The 21450-nt window shown below is 55.8% G+C and carries 12 protein-coding genes and 1 pseudogene; 10 read left to right on the top strand and 3 right to left on the bottom strand.

Features of this window, described 5'->3' with window-relative positions; translation table 11 throughout:
• Positions 1-26: 26 nt before the first annotated feature.
• Together QB905_RS13555 and QB905_RS13550 are read left to right on the top strand one after the other, a co-directional pair.
• Complete coding sequence (locus QB905_RS13555) at positions 27-1202, top strand: glycosyltransferase family 61 protein (RefSeq protein WP_282975663.1); 1176 nt, start codon at positions 27-29, stop codon at positions 1200-1202.
• Positions 1203-1319: 117 nt separating this feature from the next.
• The gene (locus QB905_RS13550; protein ID WP_282975662.1) at positions 1320-3047 is read left to right on the top strand and encodes a hypothetical protein; all 1728 of its coding nucleotides are present in this window, start codon (positions 1320-1322) and stop codon (positions 3045-3047) included.
• A 27-nt stretch (positions 3048-3074) separates the two neighbouring features.
• Here QB905_RS13550 and QB905_RS13545 read toward each other — a convergent pair whose 3' ends face one another.
• On the bottom strand, positions 3075-5390 hold the full coding sequence (locus QB905_RS13545) for an HAD-IIIC family phosphatase (RefSeq protein WP_282975661.1): 2316 nt from the start codon (positions 5388-5390) through the stop codon (positions 3075-3077).
• A gap of 482 nt (positions 5391-5872) precedes the next feature.
• Between QB905_RS13545 and gmd the strand changes: the two genes are divergently transcribed.
• Both gmd and fcl read left to right on the top strand, forming a co-directional pair.
• The gene (gmd, locus tag QB905_RS13540; RefSeq protein ID WP_282975660.1) at positions 5873-6946 is read left to right on the top strand and encodes a GDP-mannose 4,6-dehydratase; all 1074 of its coding nucleotides are present in this window, start codon (positions 5873-5875) and stop codon (positions 6944-6946) included.
• Positions 6947-6950: 4 nt separating this feature from the next.
• Entirely contained in the window at positions 6951-7895 is a 945-nt protein-coding gene (fcl, locus tag QB905_RS13535; protein ID WP_282975659.1) for a GDP-L-fucose synthase, read from the top strand.
• Between the two features lie 395 nt (positions 7896-8290).
• Here fcl and QB905_RS13530 read toward each other — a convergent pair whose 3' ends face one another.
• The gene (locus QB905_RS13530; protein ID WP_282975658.1) at positions 8291-9724 is read right to left on the bottom strand and encodes a glycosyl transferase family 90; all 1434 of its coding nucleotides are present in this window, start codon (positions 9722-9724) and stop codon (positions 8291-8293) included.
• A gap of 438 nt (positions 9725-10162) precedes the next feature.
• Here QB905_RS13530 and QB905_RS13525 point away from each other — a divergent pair, with 438 nt between their 5' ends.
• From QB905_RS13525 to QB905_RS13510, 4 genes are read left to right on the top strand one after another with little or no spacing between them, the layout of a single operon-like run.
• Positions 10163-13057, top strand: coding sequence for a glycosyltransferase (locus QB905_RS13525; RefSeq protein WP_282975657.1), 2895 nt, complete (start codon positions 10163-10165; stop codon positions 13055-13057).
• A 2-nt stretch (positions 13058-13059) separates the two neighbouring features.
• Positions 13060-15852 carry a glycosyltransferase gene (locus QB905_RS13520; protein ID WP_282975656.1) on the top strand — a complete coding sequence of 931 codons (2793 nt, stop codon included), beginning with the start codon at positions 13060-13062 and terminating at the stop codon, positions 15850-15852.
• Complete coding sequence (locus tag QB905_RS13515; protein WP_282975655.1) at positions 15849-17675, top strand: glycosyltransferase family protein; 1827 nt, start codon at positions 15849-15851, stop codon at positions 17673-17675. Before QB905_RS13520 ends, QB905_RS13515 begins: the two co-directional genes overlap by 4 nt.
• 3 nt (positions 17676-17678) lie before the next feature.
• Positions 17679-20033 (top strand): glycoside hydrolase family 99-like domain-containing protein, encoded by a 2355-nt coding sequence (locus QB905_RS13510; protein ID WP_282975654.1) that lies wholly within the window; start codon positions 17679-17681, stop codon positions 20031-20033.
• Between the two features lie 199 nt (positions 20034-20232).
• Here QB905_RS13510 and QB905_RS13505 read toward each other — a convergent pair.
• Positions 20233-20565 (bottom strand): annotated as a pseudogene (locus tag QB905_RS13505) (transposase); the annotation flags it as partial.
• Between the two features lie 84 nt (positions 20566-20649).
• On the opposite strand from QB905_RS13505, the gene tnpA reads away from it, so the two are divergent.
• Positions 20650-21042, top strand: coding sequence for an IS66-like element accessory protein TnpA (tnpA, locus tag QB905_RS15350; RefSeq protein ID WP_461781760.1), 393 nt, complete (start codon positions 20650-20652; stop codon positions 21040-21042).
• Positions 21039-21392: an IS66 family insertion sequence element accessory protein TnpB gene (tnpB, locus tag QB905_RS13500; protein WP_282972945.1), complete on the top strand. Its 354-nt coding sequence runs from the start codon at positions 21039-21041 to the stop codon at positions 21390-21392. Before tnpA ends, tnpB begins: the two co-directional genes overlap by 4 nt.
• Positions 21393-21450 lie beyond the last annotated feature (58 nt).

Below are 21450 nucleotides of genomic sequence, written 5' to 3'. Positions count from 1 at the left end.
CGCGCTTGAAATCGAATTGAAGACATATGTCAGGGCCATACGCTTTCAAAAGCATAGAAGCCATCGCCCAAACGGCACAGGTTTCCAGCCAAAACGCCACCGGCGGCAGTTTTATCAATACGGATTATCACATTGCCTTCGACTGCTATGTGGAAAACCCGTCTCCGCAATATCATACGGATGCGTTACTCAACATCCCCGGACAAGACAATACGCGCAATCTGTATCTGCACAATGTCTTCGCACCTGGCTTTCTGTCCAGCGGCATACTTAAGTTCAATGAGTATAGTTTTTTCGAAAACTGCGCCATGCCGATTAACATTGGCCGGCGTGAAGGCCTTATTGGCGAACCCATAGGCTGGGGCATCGATTTTGCCACCTGGTATGCCGATCAACATGGCCTGGAAACAATCCTGGATCGTAGCCTGTCGCGCAACTATATTGACCTTATGCTGGAGGAACTCCGCAAACATACCCTCTCCGGCCAGGCGGTGATCATGTCGGCACCCGGGCAGGAAATATATGGCCATTGGCTCCTGGACATCATTCCCAGACTACATGTTCTCAGCCTTGGTGATTTTGACGGATTGCCGATCTATTACAATAATATGCCGAAATGGGCAGATTATTTTCTTGAGGCGCTTGCGCTTGATCCGGCACGCTTTCAGCCCCACCCGGCCCGCTTCTTCAAGGTCGAGGAAGCCATTGTCCCGACCGCGTCGAAGTCGGGATACCGGCTTGGTGAGACGTCGCTGAAGGCGGCCTGGGCGCGCATTCTGCAAGCCTACAGTCCGCCACCGATGGATAAGGCGCAACTCAGTCGTAAGGTGTTTTTCAGCCGCCGTCAGCTTGCCTTCAGCGCGCGCCGCAGCGTCCCCAATATAGCCGACATTGAAAACGCTCTCCGGGACAGGGGCTATGCGATTGTATTTCCTGAAACACTTTCCATCCCTGAGCAAATTCGGATCATGCGTGAAGCGCGCGTCGTGATCGGCGAGGATGGCAGCGCCCTGCACAACATCATTTTCAGCCATCCGGGTATGCGGCTGGGCGTTTTATCCTGGCCTGAGCGCACCAATCTCTGGCATATGGGTATCTGTCAGATTCTGGGGCACAGCCTCGCCTATTGCGGCTTGCCTGATGCCGGTGAACCGATGAGTATAGACGCGCTGAATGATTTTGTGGACGCTCTTGAAGGCTGAGGTCTGACGCGCCGCATGTTTTTCACTTAGAGCGCTTTTGTTTTATCGCTCTTCCATGTCCCAAAAGTGGATCCACTTTTTGGGGAAACGCTCTAACTCCTGGCTTGCAGAGGGCCTATGCCTAACGGTAAAAAAACACCGGTTGTCATCCAGTTTTTTGACTGGTTCCACGAAAAGAGCTGGATCGAGGACAGCTTCCCCGATCAGCTTGACTGGGCCGCGATCGGTATTACGGGCAATGATCGTTCGTCGAAAGCTTTTTACAAGGCGCAATTTGATTATATCCGCAGCCTTGGCATCGACGGGATTGCCTGGGAATATAATCTTCGCGCCGACCTTACACCGACCCTGCCCTCTCCTGAAGCGCTCGCCGCCCTGGCCGAAAGTGGACTTAAGATTTGCCCGTTTCTGGATCTGGAAATCACCTTCAAAGTGCTCAACCAGTCACAGGAAACGATGAATGCAACCCTGACGGTTTCACAGGGCATAAGACCCGACGAGGCTACGGTGGAACTGGTGTCATCGCTACTGGCGCGTTTTTATACTCATGTTCCACAAGACCTATTGATGTGCGACGCCAAAGACAGACACATGAACTTTGTCTTTGGTTACGGCTTTGATCGCAGCTTTTCCGAGCCTCGGATATGGGACGAATTTGCCATAAACCTCATCCGTGAAATGTGTGTTTTCTCGACCAGGCCGGTCTTTTACTGGACGTTCACGAATGCGCCGTTTCTTGAACATCTGCTGCTGCATCACAGAGAAAATTTCTGCGCCTTCCATTTTGTTCTGGATACACCGCAGGCTCAGTTCGGCCACGACGCCGTCACCTGGAATTTCGGATTCGATAATCTGGGCGTGGCCCAACGTGATGGCCTTGAACGTGTAATTCGTAATGATCTGCGCTATTACAAAGAAATGGGCTGGCTGGCTGCGGCCAGCGATCCTTCGATTATTTTCATTTATAGCTGGAATGAAGCCTTTGAAGGTTCGATGCTGCTACCGACCGAACAGTGGGGTGACATCAAGGCCCGGCTGGCAAAGGCATTTATCGCACGCCAGCGGTCAGGCGACACGGCGCCCCTGCCCGCTACGCTTCTGATCATCAATGATCTCAATGAAGCGCCTGAAGACTGGCACACGACCATCGTGCGCGAAGCCATCTGGTATCCACTGCGCCGTCTGGCCCCGCAATCCGATGTCAGAACCGTCGCCGAAGCCCGCGACATGGATCTGTCTCCATATCGTTATGTGATCGATTTCAGCGTGCGTAAGGATGAGCCCCTCTCCCGTCGGCTGTGTGACCTGGGCGACGAGACCACCCTTCTCTTCAGCCACGCCCGTTCGGGTCTTGATGAAAGCTGTCTGTGTGATGGCTTTTCCGATAATAGCTTGGTCTATAAGGATTTTTCTCAGACCTTGCCCATTGCCGGCACGGATCGAACCATCTTTATCCGCGACGATCTGGTGGTTTACCAGCCGTCCAGCCAGTGCGCCGTATCAGCCTATGTCACCCATGCACATGATACCGTGCCCCTGATTGCACGGGTGGGCAATCGTATCTGGCTCAATGCCCTGACCAGCGAAGACGAGGCGCTGGGCATAGCATTTTCAGTTCTGTATGGGCGTCGGTTGGGTCACACGATACTGTACGGCGAAGGTCATGAATCGCAACGCCTTCTCGTCAAGGTGCCCTCCGGAGACGTGGTTCAGATGAACTTTCACCGCAAATCGGTCAATCTGTATTGGCCATTGCCGAAAGATCTTCAACTGATCCAACCGCCGCATGGCATAGATGAAGCCCATATGCGTTTCATCCACGGACTGGATGCACCGGAATTTTAGAGCGCTTAGAGCGCCTTATGAAAAATTTTATGCCCTTGTCAGGTCTATGTGCGGCGGCATGGGCCTGTTTTGATCAGGGCCTATCGAGAAGAGCGTGTCGGCAACCTTTTCAAAGCCCGTCTTGCTGAACAAATCCCGGCACGGATAGTTGACGTCAGTGTCTTTCAGGGTCCCGCTGACGGATACAGCGCCCCCTTCAAACAGATCGTTCAGAAGGGTGCGCATAACCGCATCTTCAATCTGATAACCCAGAATGCGGCAGGACATAACCCATTGTACGATTTCAGATGGCTTGACCATGACAACGCCGACCAGACCATAACTGGTAAATTTATCGACGACATCGAACACATATAATCTTCCACCCTGCGCGAAAAAGGTGTTTATTTCCTCCAGGTTCCAGCGGCGCCCGGTTGTATTGAACTGATTGGTTTTATTGATAAGTTCCAGGCAGCGCGAAAACCGTGCATCTTCGGCCGATCCGACCTGCGACAGCGTTACCCTGGGAGCGGCCTGCATGAGAAATTCTTCACGCGACAAACCCTTGCGCTGCTCTTCCCGATGCAACTGTGCCTGCACCATTTCGGTGCGCCGGCCTGATTCCGCCGTCACCGACGCCGACTGCGTTTCCGCCGACCACAGCAACATCCGTCGGAAATAGTACGGATAGCGTCCAAAAATTCGCATGTCGGGAAAGAGACGCGACATGGCTGCGCGTTCGACAGGATTGTCGTCAAGGAAAACGACACTTCTCGGTAGCAGGTTGATGTCCTGGAGTATCTCCTGCATATTTTCGGCCTTCGGCCGCCAGTTGATGCGCACCGCAGCAAAATCTTCAAGTGTCAGCAAGCCATAGAAGATCTGATGCCATATCTCACGAATCCGGCTTTCTTCGTTTTTGCTGATAATGGCCAGCAAAACACCACGCTTTTTCAGGAAAAGCAGGGCTTCCACTACGCCAAGAGGCCAGCCTTCGACAATACCACCGTGAACATCGGTCATATCGCCGCTGACTCCGCGCCATAAGGTGTCGTCAAGATCGACCACCACGAGCTTGACCGTGTCCACCTGGCGAACGGTACGGTACATAGCCACAAGCTCGCGCCACAGCGCGCCACGCATGAGCGGCAGGGCCTCGTATTCATAATGACCCATAAGCGCTGGCGCCGTTTCCATACGCTGTTCGCCTGCCAGGTCTTGCGCCGGCAGCACCTGACCCAGCCAGGTCATCTCGACCTTGTCGCCCTGAATATAGCGCCGCCCGATGGAGGCCATAACGCGGTCAATATCGAAAATGTAGCAGTTGTTGAATTTGCTGATGTAGTTTTCCAGAAATTCGTTCAGACGGCTGACCAGATATTCCGGATTACGGAAATCGAACCTGGGAAACAGCCGGCCCATCGGGTTCATTTCCGGCAGATAATAGTTTGCCACGAATGTCAGCGTGCCAAAACGTACATTCCAATCCATGTAGGTATCAACAAGGAGCGCCAGCCTGTCGCAGGCCTGCCGAAAACAATCTTCGGCGTCTTGCGCATTATCCCATGATCCGCGCGAATAAAGCCCGTAATCTATAAGGGAACGCAACGGCATCTGGATGATTTGAAGGTCATAGGCCTTGATGTCGGCTTCGCTGATGTCGGGCAGCGGCGCACCATTATTGACGGTAAAGAAATCCGCGTGACACCCGTCGAGATTGCTCTGCTGAAAGGCCCACGCATTCATATAGCACGACCCGATCAAGGCGATACGCTTGAGCGGCGTCGGCGTCACCTCAAGCGAGGAGGGAGCCAGATAGTTTGCGCCCGTATTCTGACCATATTCGGCCTGAATATCTTTAAGTGTGGCGCTTGCGATCTCATCGATTGCGGAACGGGACCCCATCAGCCGTAAGGTGGAAAAGGCCAGGGCCAGGGGGCGAACATCTTCCGTCTGGCTAAAATCGGTGCGAAAAACGGGATGGATGAACTCCAATTGCATCATCCGCCCTGTCCGGGCGGGGGGCACGTCAAAATATACCGTCTGCCGACCTTCAATCTCGAACCGCGCAATCTCCCGACCATCCATGTGTATGTAAAGTGGCTGACGCATGTCCGGCAGGCTGAAAACGTCGAGTTCGGCTCTGATCCAGGCATTGAAAACAACCGGCAGCGAAAGCACACTCTTGCCTTCCAGTGACCAGCGGAAGGTGGACTCGCTATGCGACCATCCAGCAAGGGTATAATCATCCGAATTTTCACCACTGCCAAATTTGACAAGCATGAGGTCTTCGGTCTGATTTTCCTCGGAGAAAATTTTGTCTGCTGACACATCCGATGGCGCCGCGACGGAACGGCCGAACAAGGCCATAATCCCTGCCATAATCATGATTTTCCCATAGATAGTATTACAATGACCGACTTACGTGCCCGGCGGGTGCCAAGCGCATTCCATAAAGATTATTTAGAACATGTTCCGATTTGGTTGGATCAGATCGGCGCTCTAAGCTTCTGTTTTTTAAATACATCTCCGCCCAAAAAGCAGGTCCGCTTTTTGGGGAAACGCGCCAGGGTAGCGACTTGAGTCTGACGTTAAGCGAACGTCTTCATAAACCGGTCAATCCCGAATTCCAAGACCTTTCCCCCTCTGGCATCCGCTCAGGAATAAGGCGCCAGTCTCCTTGAAATCCAGCCAGATTTAACGTGTATCCATTCACATCACCATTTCATCATTTCAAACGAGCCGGAGCGCCATTATTTTATGTCTGACAGGGTTGTTTTCAGCAAGATCATATGGTCAAGGTAAATTTCAAATCGACCAGATACGTTTCATGTTTGAGGAAATCTATGGCGCAAGCGCATAATAAGGTTGCATTAATTACCGGTGTAACAGGTCAGGACGGCGCATATCTGGCGCAGCTTCTGCTCGAAAAAGGCTATGTTGTTCACGGTGTAAAACGCCGTTCGTCCTCATTTAATACAGGGCGTATCGAGAACATTTATCAAGATCCCCACGCCAAGGATCCCAGATTCATGCTGCACTATGGCGACATGTCGGATTCGACGAATCTGATCCGCATCGTGCAGGAAACCCAGCCTGACGAGATCTACAATCTGGCGGCGCAAAGCCATGTTCAGGTCAGTTTTGAAACCCCGGAATATACGGCCAACGCCGATGGCATAGGCACGCTTCGTCTGCTGGAAGCCATTCGTATCCTGAAAATGGAAAACAAGACCCGGTTCTATCAGGCATCGACATCCGAACTCTATGGTCTGGTTCAGGAAGTACCGCAAAGCGAAACCACGCCCTTTTATCCGCGTTCGCCCTATGCCGCCGCCAAACTCTATGCCTACTGGATCGTGGTCAATTACCGCGAAGCCTATAATATGCACGCCTCCAATGGCATCCTGTTCAACCACGAAAGCCCGCTGCGCGGCGAAACCTTCGTCACGCGCAAGATCACGCGCGCTGTGGCCGCCATCAAGCTTGGCAAGCAGGATAAGCTCTATCTGGGCAATCTCGATGCGCAGCGCGACTGGGGCCATGCGCGTGAATATGTGCGCGGCATGTGGCTGATGCTTCAGCAAGATACGCCCGAGGACTATGTTCTGGCCACGGGCGTCACCACGCCTGTGCGCACGTTTGTGGAATGGGCCTTCTCCGAAACCGGCGTGACGCTGGAATGGAAGGGCAAGGGCGTTGAAGAGAAGGGATATTGCACCCAAACCGGCAAGTGCCTGGTCGAGGTCGACGCCCGCTATTTCCGCCCCACCGAGGTCGAGCTGCTGCTGGGCAACCCGACCAAGGCCAAAGAAAAACTCGGCTGGGTGCACGAAACCTCGCCACGCGAACTGGCGGCGGAAATGGTGCGCGAGGATCTGAAGGTCATGCAAACCTCCGTTGTCATGAAGGAAGCCTGAGATAATGGCTGAGACATTATACGATCTCAACGGCAAGCGTGTTTACGTTGCCGGCCACAGAGGCATGGTTGGCGGCGCGGTTACGCGCCGTCTGACCGCAGAAGGCTGCGAAATTATCACCAGCGATCGCGCCGCGACCGATCTGATGCGGCAAAGCGATGTTGAGGCGTTTTTCAAATCGCAAAAGCCCGACGCGGTTATCATGGCGGCCGCCAAGGTGGGCGGCATTCTGGCCAATGATACCTTGCCGGCCGAGTTTCTGTACAATAACCTGATGATCGAGGCCAACATCATACAGGCGGCCCATGAGGCCGGCGTCGGCAAGTTTCTGTTCCTCGGTTCGTCGTGCATCTATCCCAAGATGGCGGCGCAACCCATTCAGGAAGACTCGCTCCTAACCGGCCCGCTTGAACCGACCAATGAATGGTATGCGATCGCCAAGATTGCCGGTATCAAGCTGGCCCAGGCCTATCGCAAACAATATGGCGACGACTATATTTCGGCCATGCCAACCAATCTGTATGGCCCCGGCGATAATTTCGATCTCAAATCGAGCCATGTCTTGCCCGCCATTATCCGCAAAGTGCATGAGGCCAGACTTCGCGGCGATAGCGAGGTCGTTATGTGGGGCACCGGAACGCCACGGCGCGAATTCCTGCATTGCGATGATTGCGCCGACGCCCTTGTTTTTCTTTTGAAAAACTATTCCGGCGATCAGCACGTCAATGTCGGATCGGGCGAGGATGTCACGATTCTTGAGTTGACCCAGATGGTCTGCGATGTCGTGGGCTTTACCGGCGCTATCGTCCGCGACCTGTCCAAGCCGGACGGCACGCCTCGCAAGCTTATGAGCGCCGATAAGCTGCGCGCTATGGGCTGGAAACCGAAAATCGATCTCCGGCACGGGATCGAAACGACGTATCAGTGGTTTCTGGATCATGTCCGGTAGGTCTGATCAGTCACAAAAATTTAGAGTATTAAACAGATTCAATTGGCTCGCTCAATTCTCTTGGTTCTCAGGAGCCAGGTTCTGATACCAAGTTGCGATGACGAGAACTCATCGCAACTTGGCAAGCGCGTCACCGAGAATGCGGCGAGCCCACCTGAACAAAGAAGAATGGCGGCACCTGAGCTGCAAAAAAGCTAGAGCTACGAGCGTTTAATTTGACTTACAAATTGAATGCGAGATGCGGAAAAATGTAAAATGTAGAGCGGTTTGCATGCCTTTGACCGATTCAATCAGAATGCAGACCGCTCTAATATCAACCTGCACCCAAAATAGGGACTGGTCTGCGCAAGTTGGTCTTAGAGCGTCGCTCTAATCTAATCCGATCGGAACATGCTCTAAGCCCTGACCTGCTCCCCCATCGCTTTTTGACTGAATATTTCCCACGGCCCGACGGAAACACGCGAAACAGTCAATCGCCCATCACTTTCGGCGCATAAATATTTTTCGCCTACCTTAAACGCATAGCTTTGCTGATCGGCCGTTTCCACGATCTCCACGCAAACTTCGTTTTCCCCAGTGGCGTCAGCAGACTCAAGATAGGTATAACCATCCGCATTGATCGCCTGCACGCGATCGCCATCCAGGGTTACAAGCCTTAGACCGCCCTCTGTGCTGGTAACAATGAGCGGCATCACCGGTGCGGCGCGTTTCAGAAGCATAGCCGATGTCTGCTGACATTGCCTGCTCTCAGGATCGAAGGTCAATATGCTGCCGTGACTCGTATAAAGACGCTCTTGTGAATAGGTAGGTTCAAAGATCCGGCCATAGGTCATCTGCGCGGCCAGCGCATCTGAAATGATCGGCGCGGCCATACGCATTTCGTTTTCATATGTCATCGACAGAGCCAGCTCGCGTCCCCGCCGACCGATTTCGCGCGCCTCATCATCATGCTCGCGTAACCAGTTGATCTGGGCCACCAGATCGCTCATATCCTCACGGCAGGGCACATAGTTTTCCCAGGGGATCAAACGGTCATAATACCACTGTCGGTAGGGCGTGCCGACCTTAATGACCGGCGAGCCGCTGAGCAGTTTCTGAAACAGGCCCGGCCAGGAATTGGTATTGCCATCGATGTCGATCTGATATTTCCACCGGCAAAACTGCTCGGCCGACATATAGTCGCGCATATAGCCTGCGTCTTCCAGCTCGGCCTTGCGTCCCTCAAAACCCTGTACCAGCCAGGAGATGCCGGCATCGATCAGATCCGGATTTTCCGCCGCAATGGCGCAAAGCCGGACGCGCGGCAGATCGCGCCAGTCGCTGACATAAGGCCCTGTCGTCGCGCCACGCCAGATCGCCGCAGGCAGGCGCTGCTCCCAAGGTAGGGCCAGTTGATCAACCTTGGTCTTGTAAGCTTCATATCCATATGTTTCCAGAAATATGCTATCTGGAATGAGAAAACTGCTTTTGTCGGCGCTGCAGAAGGTCAGTCCGGGACACACAGTATGGTCGCCGATATTCATATGCACGAACCCTGTTCTCGTCTTGTCAGGATTCGCCAGATAAGCGTCGATCAGAGTCAAAACTGGCGTGATGCGGAGAGGCAATAATTCCCCAAAACTCGGACTTATTTTTTGGGACAGCCATACTGAGAAAGCGCCATCGGCACCTATATCCAGCCCTACGACTGATTCCGGTTGGAAATTGTCACCGGAGACAGAAATGCGCGCCTCAGAATGCTCCAGCTTAATGCGCAGGGCTTCGGGTTCATATACAATAGGCGCATCCGCCAGCGCTTTGATTTTAGCGAGAACGGGGGACGAAATCATGAGATGGCTTTGCTGTTTGTAATCGTCATAGAACGGGAGGCCGCTAGCCGGGTGAACGTTCTGGTTTCGGCTGAGTAGATGGTTACCACAGATTAGCAGGCATTAAATCTTCTGCCGCCTTATGTGGCGACACTGACAAGCTTTTATAATCATATCAAGGCGAAATCGGCGGCGAGTCCGACAAAACCTGTGAATGGCCGCGGCTTACCGGTTTAAGGTTGACGGCCAATGACGATGAATGAGATAAATTATTTCAGAAAAATCGGCCTTCCGGCTGACACCCGATCCGCGTAAGGACAGGCTCCTTTGGCTCGTACAAAACTTATAGAGATGTTCATGTCGCTGGCTCCCATCAAGAAAATTGTGCGCAAATTAAAACCCAAACCTGTTGCTCCCAGCGAGGTTGGCGACAATGGACAAGGCATCCGATACGATTTTTTGTTCGATCTTGCGTATTACCAAAAACAATCCCAGCCCTTCACAAATATGGAAGAGGCCATAGGGCATTACGGCACAACGGGCAGTAAGGCGGGCCTGTCGCCCAGTCCTTTTATGAATCCCGCTATACTGAAGCGACTCTATCAGGACATGGTGCCGGAAAATCTGCTGTTTGTCGAATTCGGCTACAAAAGTGCGGCGCCTTTGCTTTTCGGCCCTTTGTTTAATCTGAATTATTTTTGCTGGAAACATAATTGTGCGTCCGAAGACGCCATCTATCTGTTTCTCAACCGCCTGCAAGATGGCGTCTGGTGTGATTTTAGCCCGTTGGTTTGCGAAGATGATTTCCTGCGCTCAGGAAGCACCAGCCTTTATCACTGGGTAGCCGGTCTTTTTGATCCCGACCGTTCGCTGATGGATTTAAGCCTGACATTTTTCCTGCCGGCATTTTATCGCAGGACGAGCACGGGCCTGACCTATGAGAACGAACTGATCGACTATCTGTTGCTGGTAAATTTCACCGGCGGCTGGCCACATCCACTTTGCGACCTGCGTTTTGCGGCCATCTATGGCAGCCTGCCGACGCCGCCCTATGAATTCGGCGACGCCTGGTCAGATGCGCTGGCGCACTGGCCCGACAGCGCGCCGCTGATGAGCCCGTTTTTCGACGCCGCAGACTACCACCATCGCGTCAATCCCGTGAACGCCAGCGAAGCGCTCGCCTTGCCGACCCCCGCTGCGGAAAGCATCAACGAGACGGTTGCGGACGATCCGGAAGCTATGGAGACAGACCCCCTCCTGCCCCCTCACCCGCTCATCGTCTTCAGCCATGCGCCCATTACCGATGAACTGAGCGTGCAATGTCTGCAAAACTGCCTGAAATACGCCTCGGGCAAATATCCGGTGACCGCTCTGGATAAGCCGATCCTGGGCCGCGAACTGATCGATATAATCGCAGATTATCTGACATCGGCCTCACCGGCGGCCGCGGAGATCAAAACAAGCGTCTGTATTCTGCATTATAACAAGCTGGCCCATACCTATTTCAGCGCCGTCTCCGCCGCCCTGAATTCCGATGAGCACACCGAGATCATCGTCTTCGACAATGGCAGCGATTCCTGGCAAGCCGAAGCGCTGCTGCACCTGTTTAAAAAGCATCGCAAAATTCGCTTTATACGGTCGAAAACCAATCTGTACTTCGGCGAAGGCAATAATGTCGCCAAGGATATGGCGCGTGGCCAATACCTCTATTTCCTGAACAATGACGCCTATGTCGGCCCCGGCACGATAGCGGCAGTTGTAGCGCATCTGGATTCGGCACCGGAAGCCGCGGCCTGTGGCGTGCCCTTCCTGTTTCCCGACGGCACCTTGCAGGAATATGGCGGGGCGATCACGGGGTCGGGTCAGCAAATTCAGGACTACAAACATACGCCGCTGAAGGATCATATGCAGAATGCGCCCCGGCAAGGGATCGTGCAGACGCAATATATCTCATCCGCCAGCTTTTGTGTGCGGCGCTCCGTTCTGGAAGATGTCGGCGGATATGATTATATCTATGAGCCGCTTTATTTTGAAGACACCGACCTGTGCCAGCGCATCTGCGCCGCCGGCTACAAGATCGATCTGTTGTATGATCATTATGTGATCCACGTCGAAAACGCCACGACGCGGGAATTTCTGGGCGGCGGCTTCATGTCGCAGATCGACCGCAACCGGAACACCTTCAGAAGGCGCTGGCAATATACCCCCAAATCCTACAAGCCTCGCTCGGTAGCGGCCTATATGCCCGCTTTCACCAACCATTATCCGCAACGACCCAATGCCGTTATCTATACGCCCTATGCCATCAGTATTGGCGGCGGCGAGCGCTATATTCTGTCCATTGTCGCTGCCCTGAGCCGCACCCATAATGTCACCCTGTGCGGGGAACGGATGGTCAGCCGTGACCGCATCGCCTTTGTCATGGCCGATCTCGGCATTACGCTGGCACCGGACAGCTCGCTCCGGCTGGCAACCGCAGATGCCTTATACACAGCCTCCGCGCCCGATCTCATGATCGTCATGGGCAATGCGCTGGTGCCGCCGGTCAAAATGTCGGGCGCGAAGAATATTTATCATTGTCAGTTCCCCTTCCCCGCACATTACCAGGACTATTATCAGTTCGAGCGCATCGATAATATCGATGCCTATATGTGCAACAGTCGGTTCACGCTGAAAAATGTTGAACAAAAGCTGGCGGATATTGGCAAATCCACGCCCGTCCGCGTTCTTTTTCCGCCCGTCGCAGTACAGGCGTCACCTAAAAAGGATTTCAGCACCATCGCCACAGCGCCCTCCATCATCTCGGTCGGGCGGTTTGAACGGGGCGGCCATGCCAAGAACCAGCACGTTACGGCGCAGGTGTTCAGGGAGGTGCAAAAAACCATTCCGGGCGCAGGCCTGACTCTGGTGGGCGGCTTTAACGGCTCGGCGGCCCAGGCGGCTTACGTCAAGATGATTCAGGACATATCGTCCGACGTGCGGATCGAAATGAATGCCTCAAGGCCGGTGCTGGAAACCCAACTGACACAGGCGCATCTGTATATCCACGCCTGTGGTTACGAGGCCAGCCTGACAGCCGTGCCGGAAAGGCAGGAACATTTCGGCATTTCCGTGGTTGAGGCTATGGCGCATGGCTGTATCCCTATTGTCTATGACGCGGGCGGTGCGAAGGAGATCGTCGAAGAGGCGGGTTGCGGCTTTACCTATCGCACCATTGCGGAAGCCGCCGCCATCGTGCGACGTCTGTGTCGGCTGCCGGTTGAAGAGCTGGACGCCCTGTCGGCCAGGGCCGTGGTCGCTGCGGCGCAATATTCCGATGAAAACTTCGCGGAAAATCTGACCGCTCTGTTATGACCATGAAGCCGCAATCCGCAGGTGCCCGTCTGGTGCATGAGTTTGCCGCCCTGTCAAAGGCGGCGGGCGCGCCAGAAGACCGCCCAGAAGATCGCCCAGAAGATCGAATCGAGGCCCTGTACCGGTTCGTGGCGCGCTATAGCCTGGCGCAAAGACGCCCGGATTTCGGCGCGGCCATGACAGACTGGATCGGCGACGCCGTCTGGTCGATGCGCCTACTGCGCAGACAAGGCCTGCGTGCGGCGTTCATGGCCTATCTGGCGATGCGCTACCTGCGCCGGAGCCCCTTCGACGAGGCCTTTTATGCGCTGCAATTGCAGGAGACGCCGTGGGCGAACCTGTCGCCCGTCCGCCATTATGTTCTGTTCGGCGTCGCCGATTATTTTGATCCCGCGCCCGGTTTCAATACCGGCTATTATCTGCTCGCCCACGACGATGTGCGCCGCTCAGGTGTCAATCCCTTCGTCCATTATCTGAAATATGGACGCATTGAACAAAGACATGTCGAGCCTTCGGCGCGTGTCGATCTTTTCATACGCTCCATGGCGCAAAAATATGACGTATCGGGGGAGATGACACAGGACGAATTCGACCTGCCCTCGGCTCTCGAAGCTATGGCCACGCCGAAAATCGAAGGGGTTGAAACCCTGGCCTGGCCGTGCCGGGACAAAAAAATGCAAAGGGGCGATCTCAAGCCCTATGATGTACGCCCCGATGATACGGTCATCGCGCAAGCCGGTCTGGCGGCAGCCTTTCTGTCCGCGCATAGCCTTCTCAGCGATAAGCCGCAATGGGAAGCCGCCACCGCTGCGGTTGGCACCGCGGGCCGCGCCCGTCCCGCCTGTTCCGGCGCGCCTGATGTATCGATCATCATCCCGGTCTATGGCCAACTGGCCTATACGCTGAACTGTCTCGACGGGCTTTTTCGGCATGAATCGAAATACAGTTTTGAAATCATCGTCGGCGACGATGCTTCTCTTGACGAAAGCGCGCAATGGCTTGGCCGCATTGACGGGCTGACCTATCAGCGTCACCCGGTCAATGCAGGCTTCATCGCCAATTGCAATGCTACGGCGAAACTGGCCCAGGGGCGTTTTATCGTCTTTTTGAACAATGACACGCGCGTTTGCGAAGGCTGGCTCGATCATCTGATCGACACGTTCGGGCATTTTCCCGGAACAGGGCTTGCCGGCTCTAAGCTGTTTTATCCGGATGGTGCCTTGCAGGAGGCGGGCGGTATCGTCTGGCAGGATGGATCGGCATGGAATTATGGCCGCAATGACGATCCCAACCGGCCACGCTACAGCTACGCCCGTGAGGTCGATTATGTGTCGGGCGCTGCCATCGCCCTGCCGCGCGCCCTGTGGCAGCAGCTTGACGGCTTCGACACCCTCTATGCCCCTGCCTATTACGAAGACACCGATCTGGCCTTTCGCGTGCGGAAGGCCAGTCTGAGGGTCGTGATGCAGCCCCTGTCGCGCCTCATCCATTACGAGGGCAAGACATCGGGCACCGATACGGCAACGGGCGCCAAGGCCTATCAGCTTGTCAATGCGGACAAATTCAGGGCACGCTGGGCCGGGGTGCTGAATCACCACAGGCCGAATGGCGAGATGCCGTGGCTTGAAAAGGAACGGGACAAGACCCGGCGCGTGCTGATCGTCGATGCGACAACGCCGACGCGCTCAACCGACGCCGGATCGGCAGCGACGATTGCCCTGATGAAGCAATATCAGGCGCTCGGTTTCAAGGTCAGCTTCGTGCCGGAAGACAACTTCCTGTTTCAGCCCGACGCGACCGGCTATCTCCAGTCCATCGGCATTGAGTGCCTCTATGCGCCCTATGAGGCCGGCATGTCGCGCCTCCTGTTGCGCTATGGCGATCTCTTCGAGATTGTGCATCTGATCCGGCCAGGCATTGCCGCGCGCAATCTGGAGCTGATCCGCAGGCTGGCCCCTGCCGCCAAAATCCTCTACCTCAATGCCGATCTGCACTATCTGCGCATGGAACGTCAGGCCGCCGTCGAGAAGGATACCGATTTGCTGGCTCAGTCGCAGGAGATGAAGGTCAGGGAAATCGCGCTTGCCAAAGCCGTGGACGTCAATCTGGTGCATTCGACATCGGAAAAAAGCCTGCTTGAAGCCGAGGGCGTTACCCAGCCGATCATCTATTATCCGCTCACCGAAGCGGCGGTGGATGTACAACTGGCAACGCAGGCGCGTACCGACATCATGTTTCTGGGCGGCTATAATCATCCGCCCAATCTCGATGCCGCACTGTGGCTGCTCGATGAGCTTTGGCCCCGGCTTGCGGCGCAACTGCCACAGGCGCGGTTGCTGCTGGTGGGGGCCAATCCTCCACCAGCCCTGCTGGCCCGTGCAGGTAGCCGCATCGAGGTGACAGGACTGGTTGACGAGCTGGCACCGTGGTTTGCCAGATCGCGGGTATTTATAGCGCCCTTACGTTACGGCGCGGGTGCCAAGGGCAAGGTACTGGCCGCGATGGCGCATGGCGTTCCCGTGCTTGCCACCGCCATCGCCGCCGAAGGTATGCCGTTCGAACCGGGAAAATCCATCTTCATCGCCGATACGGCTGATGAGATCATCCGTGAGACCCTCAGGCTTTACCAACTGAACGACAAGGCTTGGCAATCTGTTGCCGATGTGGCTCAGGCCTATGTCCGCACCGAACACAGTACTGATGCGGGCCTAAGCGCACTGAGGCGCGCCATTGAAGGCGATCAGGGCCAGGGTATGTCTGCCTTGTCTCATCCTGCGGCGGATACGGCGGCATGATCAGGTTTTTCACTCCCAGGCAAGCTGCGCAACAAGACGCGGTCATCACACAGCCGCCTGCGAAGGACACCTTCATCAAAGCCATTTTCGACGCAGGCTATTATATCGGCCTGCTCGATGAAGACCTGTCCGGCGAAGATGCGTTTGCGCATTTTTGCGAGATCGGCAGCACCCGGTGCCTCAGCCCCTCGCCCTTGTTCGATCCGGCCTGGTATCTGCAAAGTAAGGGCCTGCCGCCGATGTCCAGCCTTGAGGCCGCCGAACTGTATGTGCGTCAGGGCGTCGCGGAAAATGCCGATCCCCATCCTCTTTTTTCGGTGTCAAGATACCGCGAACAGTCGCATCTCCCCGAGGGTGAAAATCCCGTCCTGCACTATCTCGAACGCAGCGGCGGCCAGCACCGCGCCCTGTCGCCGCATACGCTGTTTGATCCCGGATTTTACCTGCGCCAGAACCCCGACATTGCCGCCAGCGGCATGGATCCCTTTCTGCATTATCTGAGATATGGCTGGAAAGAAGGTCGTAATCCCGGCCCGTATTTCGATGTTATCTGGTATCTGAACCATTACCCGCAGATCGCCGCCGCCGGTATCGAGCCCCTGGCTGACTTTATAGCCGTTGGCAAGGAGGCCGGACGGAGGCCCCACCATCTGATCGACCTGGAATATTATCTGGAAAACGCTCCGGACGTGGCCGCCGCTGGCGTCGATCCCCTGACGCATTATATCCATTATGGCGACAAGGAAGGCCGGTCGGCCCACTGGCTGTTCAATGCGCGCTTCTACCTGACCCGGAGTGGCAGCGACGCCTCGGCGGGGGCGCTGGCCCACTATGCCGAAAACGGCGCAGCCAGAGGCCTCAGTCCATGCCCGGCTTTCGATCCCGATTATTATCTGATCCATTATCCCGACGCGGGGGGCGATCCGTTGCGCCATTATCTGTTGTCGCCCCCCGGCACACGCCGCCATTTCCATCCGCTGATCGATGCCGCCTATCAAAAGGTCAATTCAGAAAATGCCGCCACCGGAATGGACGCCCTCAGCGACTATGTCCGCTTCCGCTCGCATTTTGACCCGGCGGACGTGCAACGGGGCGCCACCTTCATCCCCCGGCCTGCCTCCATCCGGCAGCCCGTGACCGTTCCGTCTGGGTGTCCGGCCCGGCTCGACAGGGACGTATCGGTTGTACACACATCATCTGCCGCATCGCGCCCTCCTGAAGCTATGATCTGGGTCGATATGTTTGTCCAGGGGCCGGTAACGACTGAAGACCTGCATAATTTTACCACCTCTCTGACGCGCGGCGGCTATGGCTGCCCTTCCATTGCAACTGTCGACTGGCAGGCTCAGCCTCATAGCCTGATCGACAAGGGCCAGGCCGAATGGCTGCTTTTCGCCAATCCCCAATCCCTGGAGGGTGATCTGGTATGGCTACGCGGCCTTATAAGCTGCGCTGACAGGCCGGACATCGCATTCGTGTCGCTTATGTGCGATGGCGATGATGAGGGCGCAAGCGATGACGAACAGACCGTCGCCACGGTCCACGCCGCCTTTACCGTCATATCAAGGGCCCGCCTGCAACAACTGGGCGGCTTTTCGCAGGCCTATACCGGGATTGACGGGGCGGTCAGGGAGGCCTCATGGCGCGCCAGCCTGGCCGGATGGCGCAACAGGCTCATCAAACCGCCGCCTGGAACCAGAGTAAGGAACAGTCAACGCGACGCCCTGGCCGCGGCCATCGACACGCAGTTTTTCGAGGATACATATCCTTTGCGACACGAAGCGACTCTATGTCCGCCCGGTGGCATGGCGGCGGTGGTCTGACATATGCGCATCCTGCTGGTTTCACACTGTAATTTCCTCGGTAACAGCGCCATCCACGTCTTCAGTCTGGCGCGGGCGCTCGGAAGCCTGGGTCATGACATTGTCGTGCTCATCCCCGAAGGCCTCGAAACGATCGAACGCCATCACAAGCCGGATTTTCCCGTCAGATTATATGCGGATGCTCTGGCAGGCGACCTGCCCTTCGCCGAACCGGGCCCGGTGGATCTCATACATGCCTGGTCGCCGCGCGAGCATGTACGCAAGGCCGTCGAGGCGCTGGCCGACATACATGCCTGTCCCTATTTGCTGCACATGGAGGACAATGAAGAGCAAATTCTGTCGAACGAACTGAACGGTCTGACGTATGACGAAATCCGTCGCCTGCCCGGCCCCTATCTCGATGCGGTAACCGGCGATCACAGGTCGCACCCCGTCCATTACCGTAGGTTTGCCGATAAGGCTGCGGGCTATACTTGCCTGATCGAACCTCTGCTTGAGTTTAAGCCGGCGCATGTCCCCGGCATGGTCTTCTGGCCGGGTTTCGACCCGGAATTTGAGCACCTTCCGGCAGACACGGCGGCCAGTCGCGAACTGTATAAGATCGATACAGACGAGATCATCATTTTTTACGGCGGCAATGTCCATGCGTCGATTGCGCACGACATACGTAATCTGTACCTCGCCACGGCCTATCTGCGCCAGTGTGGCCTGAAAATCCGTTTGCTGCGAACAGGCTGGAATTATGCCGATCTGAACCTGCCCGACAGCGATCTTGTCCGTGAAGCCAGTATCGAGCTTGGATTTGTCGATCGTTCGTTGATGCCCGGACTGCTGGCCCTGGCTGACATCCTTGTGCAGCCGGGCCGCGCCGACGCTTTCAACGATTATCGCTTTCCGTCCAAATTGCCGGAATATCTTGTGTCCGCCAGGCCGGTCATCCTGCCCGACAGCAATATCGGTAAAGTCCTGACGGATGGCGAACAGGTTCTGAAGCTGTACGATGGCACATTGGCTGAGCTGATTGAAAAAATCAGACTCATCGCCCGCGCGCCCGAACTGGCCAGCACCCTTGGCAAGGCCGGCAGGCGCTTTGCCCTTGAGGCGCTCAACTGGATGACCGCCGCCAAGGCGCTCGATGCGTTTTACCGCCGGCTTGTACCGGCAGAAACACCACATATCCGCAAGCCGCAGAGTGACGAACCTCTTTCGGATGTCGCCGCAAATGCCGGAAGCGAACCCGTCCGCGCCATTGCTTTTTACCTGCCTCAATTTCACCCGACGCCCGAAAATGACCAGTGGTGGGGCAAGGGCTTCACCGAATGGAGCAATGTGGCGCGCGCCCGTCCGCAGATGTTCAATCATCGCCATCCGCGCCTGCCTACCGATCTTGGCTATTACGACCTGCGTGTGCCGGATGTCCTGCACGAACAGGCCCGGCTGGCGGCCGAATATGGCATAGGCGGCTTCTGCTTTTATGTTTACTGGTTCGAAGGTCGGCGGGTTCTGGAAAAGCCTGTCAATATCTGGCTGGACAAGGGGCCGGATTTCCCCTTCTGCATCTGCTGGGCCAATGAAAACTGGACGCGGCGCTGGGATGGTTCGGACACGGAGATACTGATTCCGCAAGCCTATATGCCGGGCTTCGAAGAACGCTTCATCATCGACATGCTGCCAATGCTGAAGGATCCCCGCTATATCAGGGTCGGAGCCGCGCCCCTATTGCCGATCTACAAGGTCAGTGATTTCCCCGACGCCCGCGCCAGCGCACAGGCTTTTCGTGAGGCCGCCAGAAAGCACGGCCTGCCCGACCTGCATCTGGTGGCCATGCAATCCTTCGGGCATGGTGACCCCCGGCCTTACGGCTTCGACGCCGCCATCGAATTTACGCCGCCGCACAAGGATCGGCTGCTGATCGACCCCGAACGCATGGGCGGTGTGGATCCGTCCTTTGCGGGGCAGGTTGAAGACTATGTTGGCGTGGCGGCCAGAAGCATCAATGCCAAACCGACAGACTATGTCCGCTACCGCGGGTGTACGCCCATGTGGGACAATACCGCCCGACGTGGCGAGCGCGGCCATGTGCTCGTCAATGACAGTCCGAAGGCATACGCCGCCTGGCTGCGCTTCCTGACGCACGAAGCCATGCTGCGCCGTCAGCAGGTTGAACCCATGATCTTCATCAATGCCTGGAACGAATGGGCCGAAGGCGCCTATCTAGAACCGGACGAACATCACGGCCGAACCTATCTGGAACTGACCAGGCTTGCCCTCTTGCATGGCTTTCTCGATTTCGCTCAAGGCCCAAATCCCGAACGGGATCGCATTTTCGCCGAACTGACATCCCGCCTGCCAAAATAGTGGCCCTCAAAAGTTCAGTATCCCGCTATAAGTTAGGCAAGACTTTCAATTATATATGGTTTTTAAAAATATCAGCCGACGAAATCTCTGAAGAATTGCCGCCCGATTATCGGTGGGTTTCAGGGCCTGCCCAATAGCAGGATACGTATTCACATATTGCTTTAAACGCGCAAAAGCTTAGACTCTTTTGTGATTAGGTTTACGCATACCCTGAGTTTCTGAGATAATTGGCACATTCTTGTTGAGAGAAGAGGTCGAGCAACTTGCCGATCCTGTTCCACAGTGTTTCGACCGTGCGTTCGGCGGCTTTTCGCAAGAGGGTTTTGAGCTTGGCGAAGACCTGTTCGATAGGGTTGAGATCAGGCGAGTAAGGCGGCAGGAACAGCAGGTGGACTTTGGCCTTGCGGAAGGCGCTTCGCACCGCCTTGCCTTTATGGCTTCCCAGATTGTCGAGGATAACAATGTCACCAGGTGAAAGCGTCGGGATCAAAACCTGCTCGACATAGGCTTTGAAGATGTCGCCATTGATGGGTAAGCGGTGTTCTGCCCCCACGTTCCCTTTTCGGCATTGATCTGCGCATGGCTTGTTCAGAGTTGAACGAGAGGGACTTTCTCCATGGAGACTACACCGGAGATTCTCACTGGAAGGGCGGTCCGCAGTGGGACCCGGCGTTCGCGCCGATGGCCGGATGAGGTCAAGGCGCGGCTTGTTGCAGAGACCTTGCGGCCTGGGGTAAGCGTCAATGAAGTGGCGCGCCGTGCCGGGGTAAAGGCGAACCACCTGTCTTCATGGCGCACCTTGGCGCGGAGGGGCAAGTTGATCTTGCCGGCGCCTGAGGACGACGTTGAATTTAGCGCTCTGGTGGTCAGCGAACCGGCCCCGGTCGCGGCTACGCATCCGGCTATCAGGCCTGAGATCGTGGTCGGGAATGTGACGATCCGTCTTGAAGACGACGCTTCAGCAGATCGTATTGCGGCAGTTGCGTGTGCCATGATGGCGTCGGTATGATCTTCCCGTCAAACCGGGTACGGATCATGGTGGCGACCAAGCCAATCGACTTCCGTAAAGGGCATGATGGTCTTGCCGCACTGGTGAAGAACCAATTGCACAAAGACCCCTTCACCGGCACGGTCTTCGTCTTCCGGTCGCGCAAGGCGGACCGCCTGAAGTTGCTCTATTGGGACGGCACCGGACTGGTGATGGCCTATAAACGGCTGGAGGCGCATGTGTTCACCTGGCCGGCGATCAAGGACGGACTTATGAGCCTTAGCCATGCTCAGTTTGAGGCGTTGTTCTCGGGGCTGGACTGGCGCCGAGTCCGGGCCCTGGAGGCGCGTGCACCGGAGGCGGTGGAATAGCTGCGACAAGATGACTCGGGGGGCATTTTAGGCAGGAAGGTAAAAGCGGATTTTGTTA

Source organism: Asticcacaulis sp. EMRT-3 (assembly GCF_030027245.1).
In the GTDB taxonomy this organism is placed as follows: Bacteria; Pseudomonadota; Alphaproteobacteria; order Caulobacterales; family Caulobacteraceae; genus Asticcacaulis.
Note: the sequence above shows the minus strand (reverse complement) of the source record. Positions and strands in the feature narration are given on the sequence as shown.

What these genes read in the sequence shown, in the direction of transcription:
- tnpA (WP_461781760.1), top strand. Translation starts at nt 20,650, where the DNA reads ATGGAGACTACACCGGAGATTCTCACTGGAAGGGCGGTCCGCAGTGGG.
- tnpB (WP_282972945.1), top strand. Translation starts at nt 21,039, where the DNA reads ATGATCTTCCCGTCAAACCGGGTACGGATCATGGTGGCGACCAAGCCA.
- fcl (WP_282975659.1), top strand. Translation starts at nt 6,951, where the DNA reads ATGGCTGAGACATTATACGATCTCAACGGCAAGCGTGTTTACGTTGCC.
- gmd (WP_282975660.1), top strand. Translation starts at nt 5,873, where the DNA reads ATGGCGCAAGCGCATAATAAGGTTGCATTAATTACCGGTGTAACAGGT.
- QB905_RS13510 (WP_282975654.1), top strand. Translation starts at nt 17,679, where the DNA reads ATGCGCATCCTGCTGGTTTCACACTGTAATTTCCTCGGTAACAGCGCC.
- QB905_RS13530 (WP_282975658.1), bottom strand. Translation starts at nt 9,724, where the DNA reads ATGATTTCGTCCCCCGTTCTCGCTAAAATCAAAGCGCTGGCGGATGCG.
- QB905_RS13520 (WP_282975656.1), top strand. Translation starts at nt 13,060, where the DNA reads ATGAAGCCGCAATCCGCAGGTGCCCGTCTGGTGCATGAGTTTGCCGCC.
- QB905_RS13515 (WP_282975655.1), top strand. Translation starts at nt 15,849, where the DNA reads ATGATCAGGTTTTTCACTCCCAGGCAAGCTGCGCAACAAGACGCGGTC.
- QB905_RS13550 (WP_282975662.1), top strand. Translation starts at nt 1,320, where the DNA reads ATGCCTAACGGTAAAAAAACACCGGTTGTCATCCAGTTTTTTGACTGG.
- QB905_RS13555 (WP_282975663.1), top strand. Translation starts at nt 27, where the DNA reads ATGTCAGGGCCATACGCTTTCAAAAGCATAGAAGCCATCGCCCAAACG.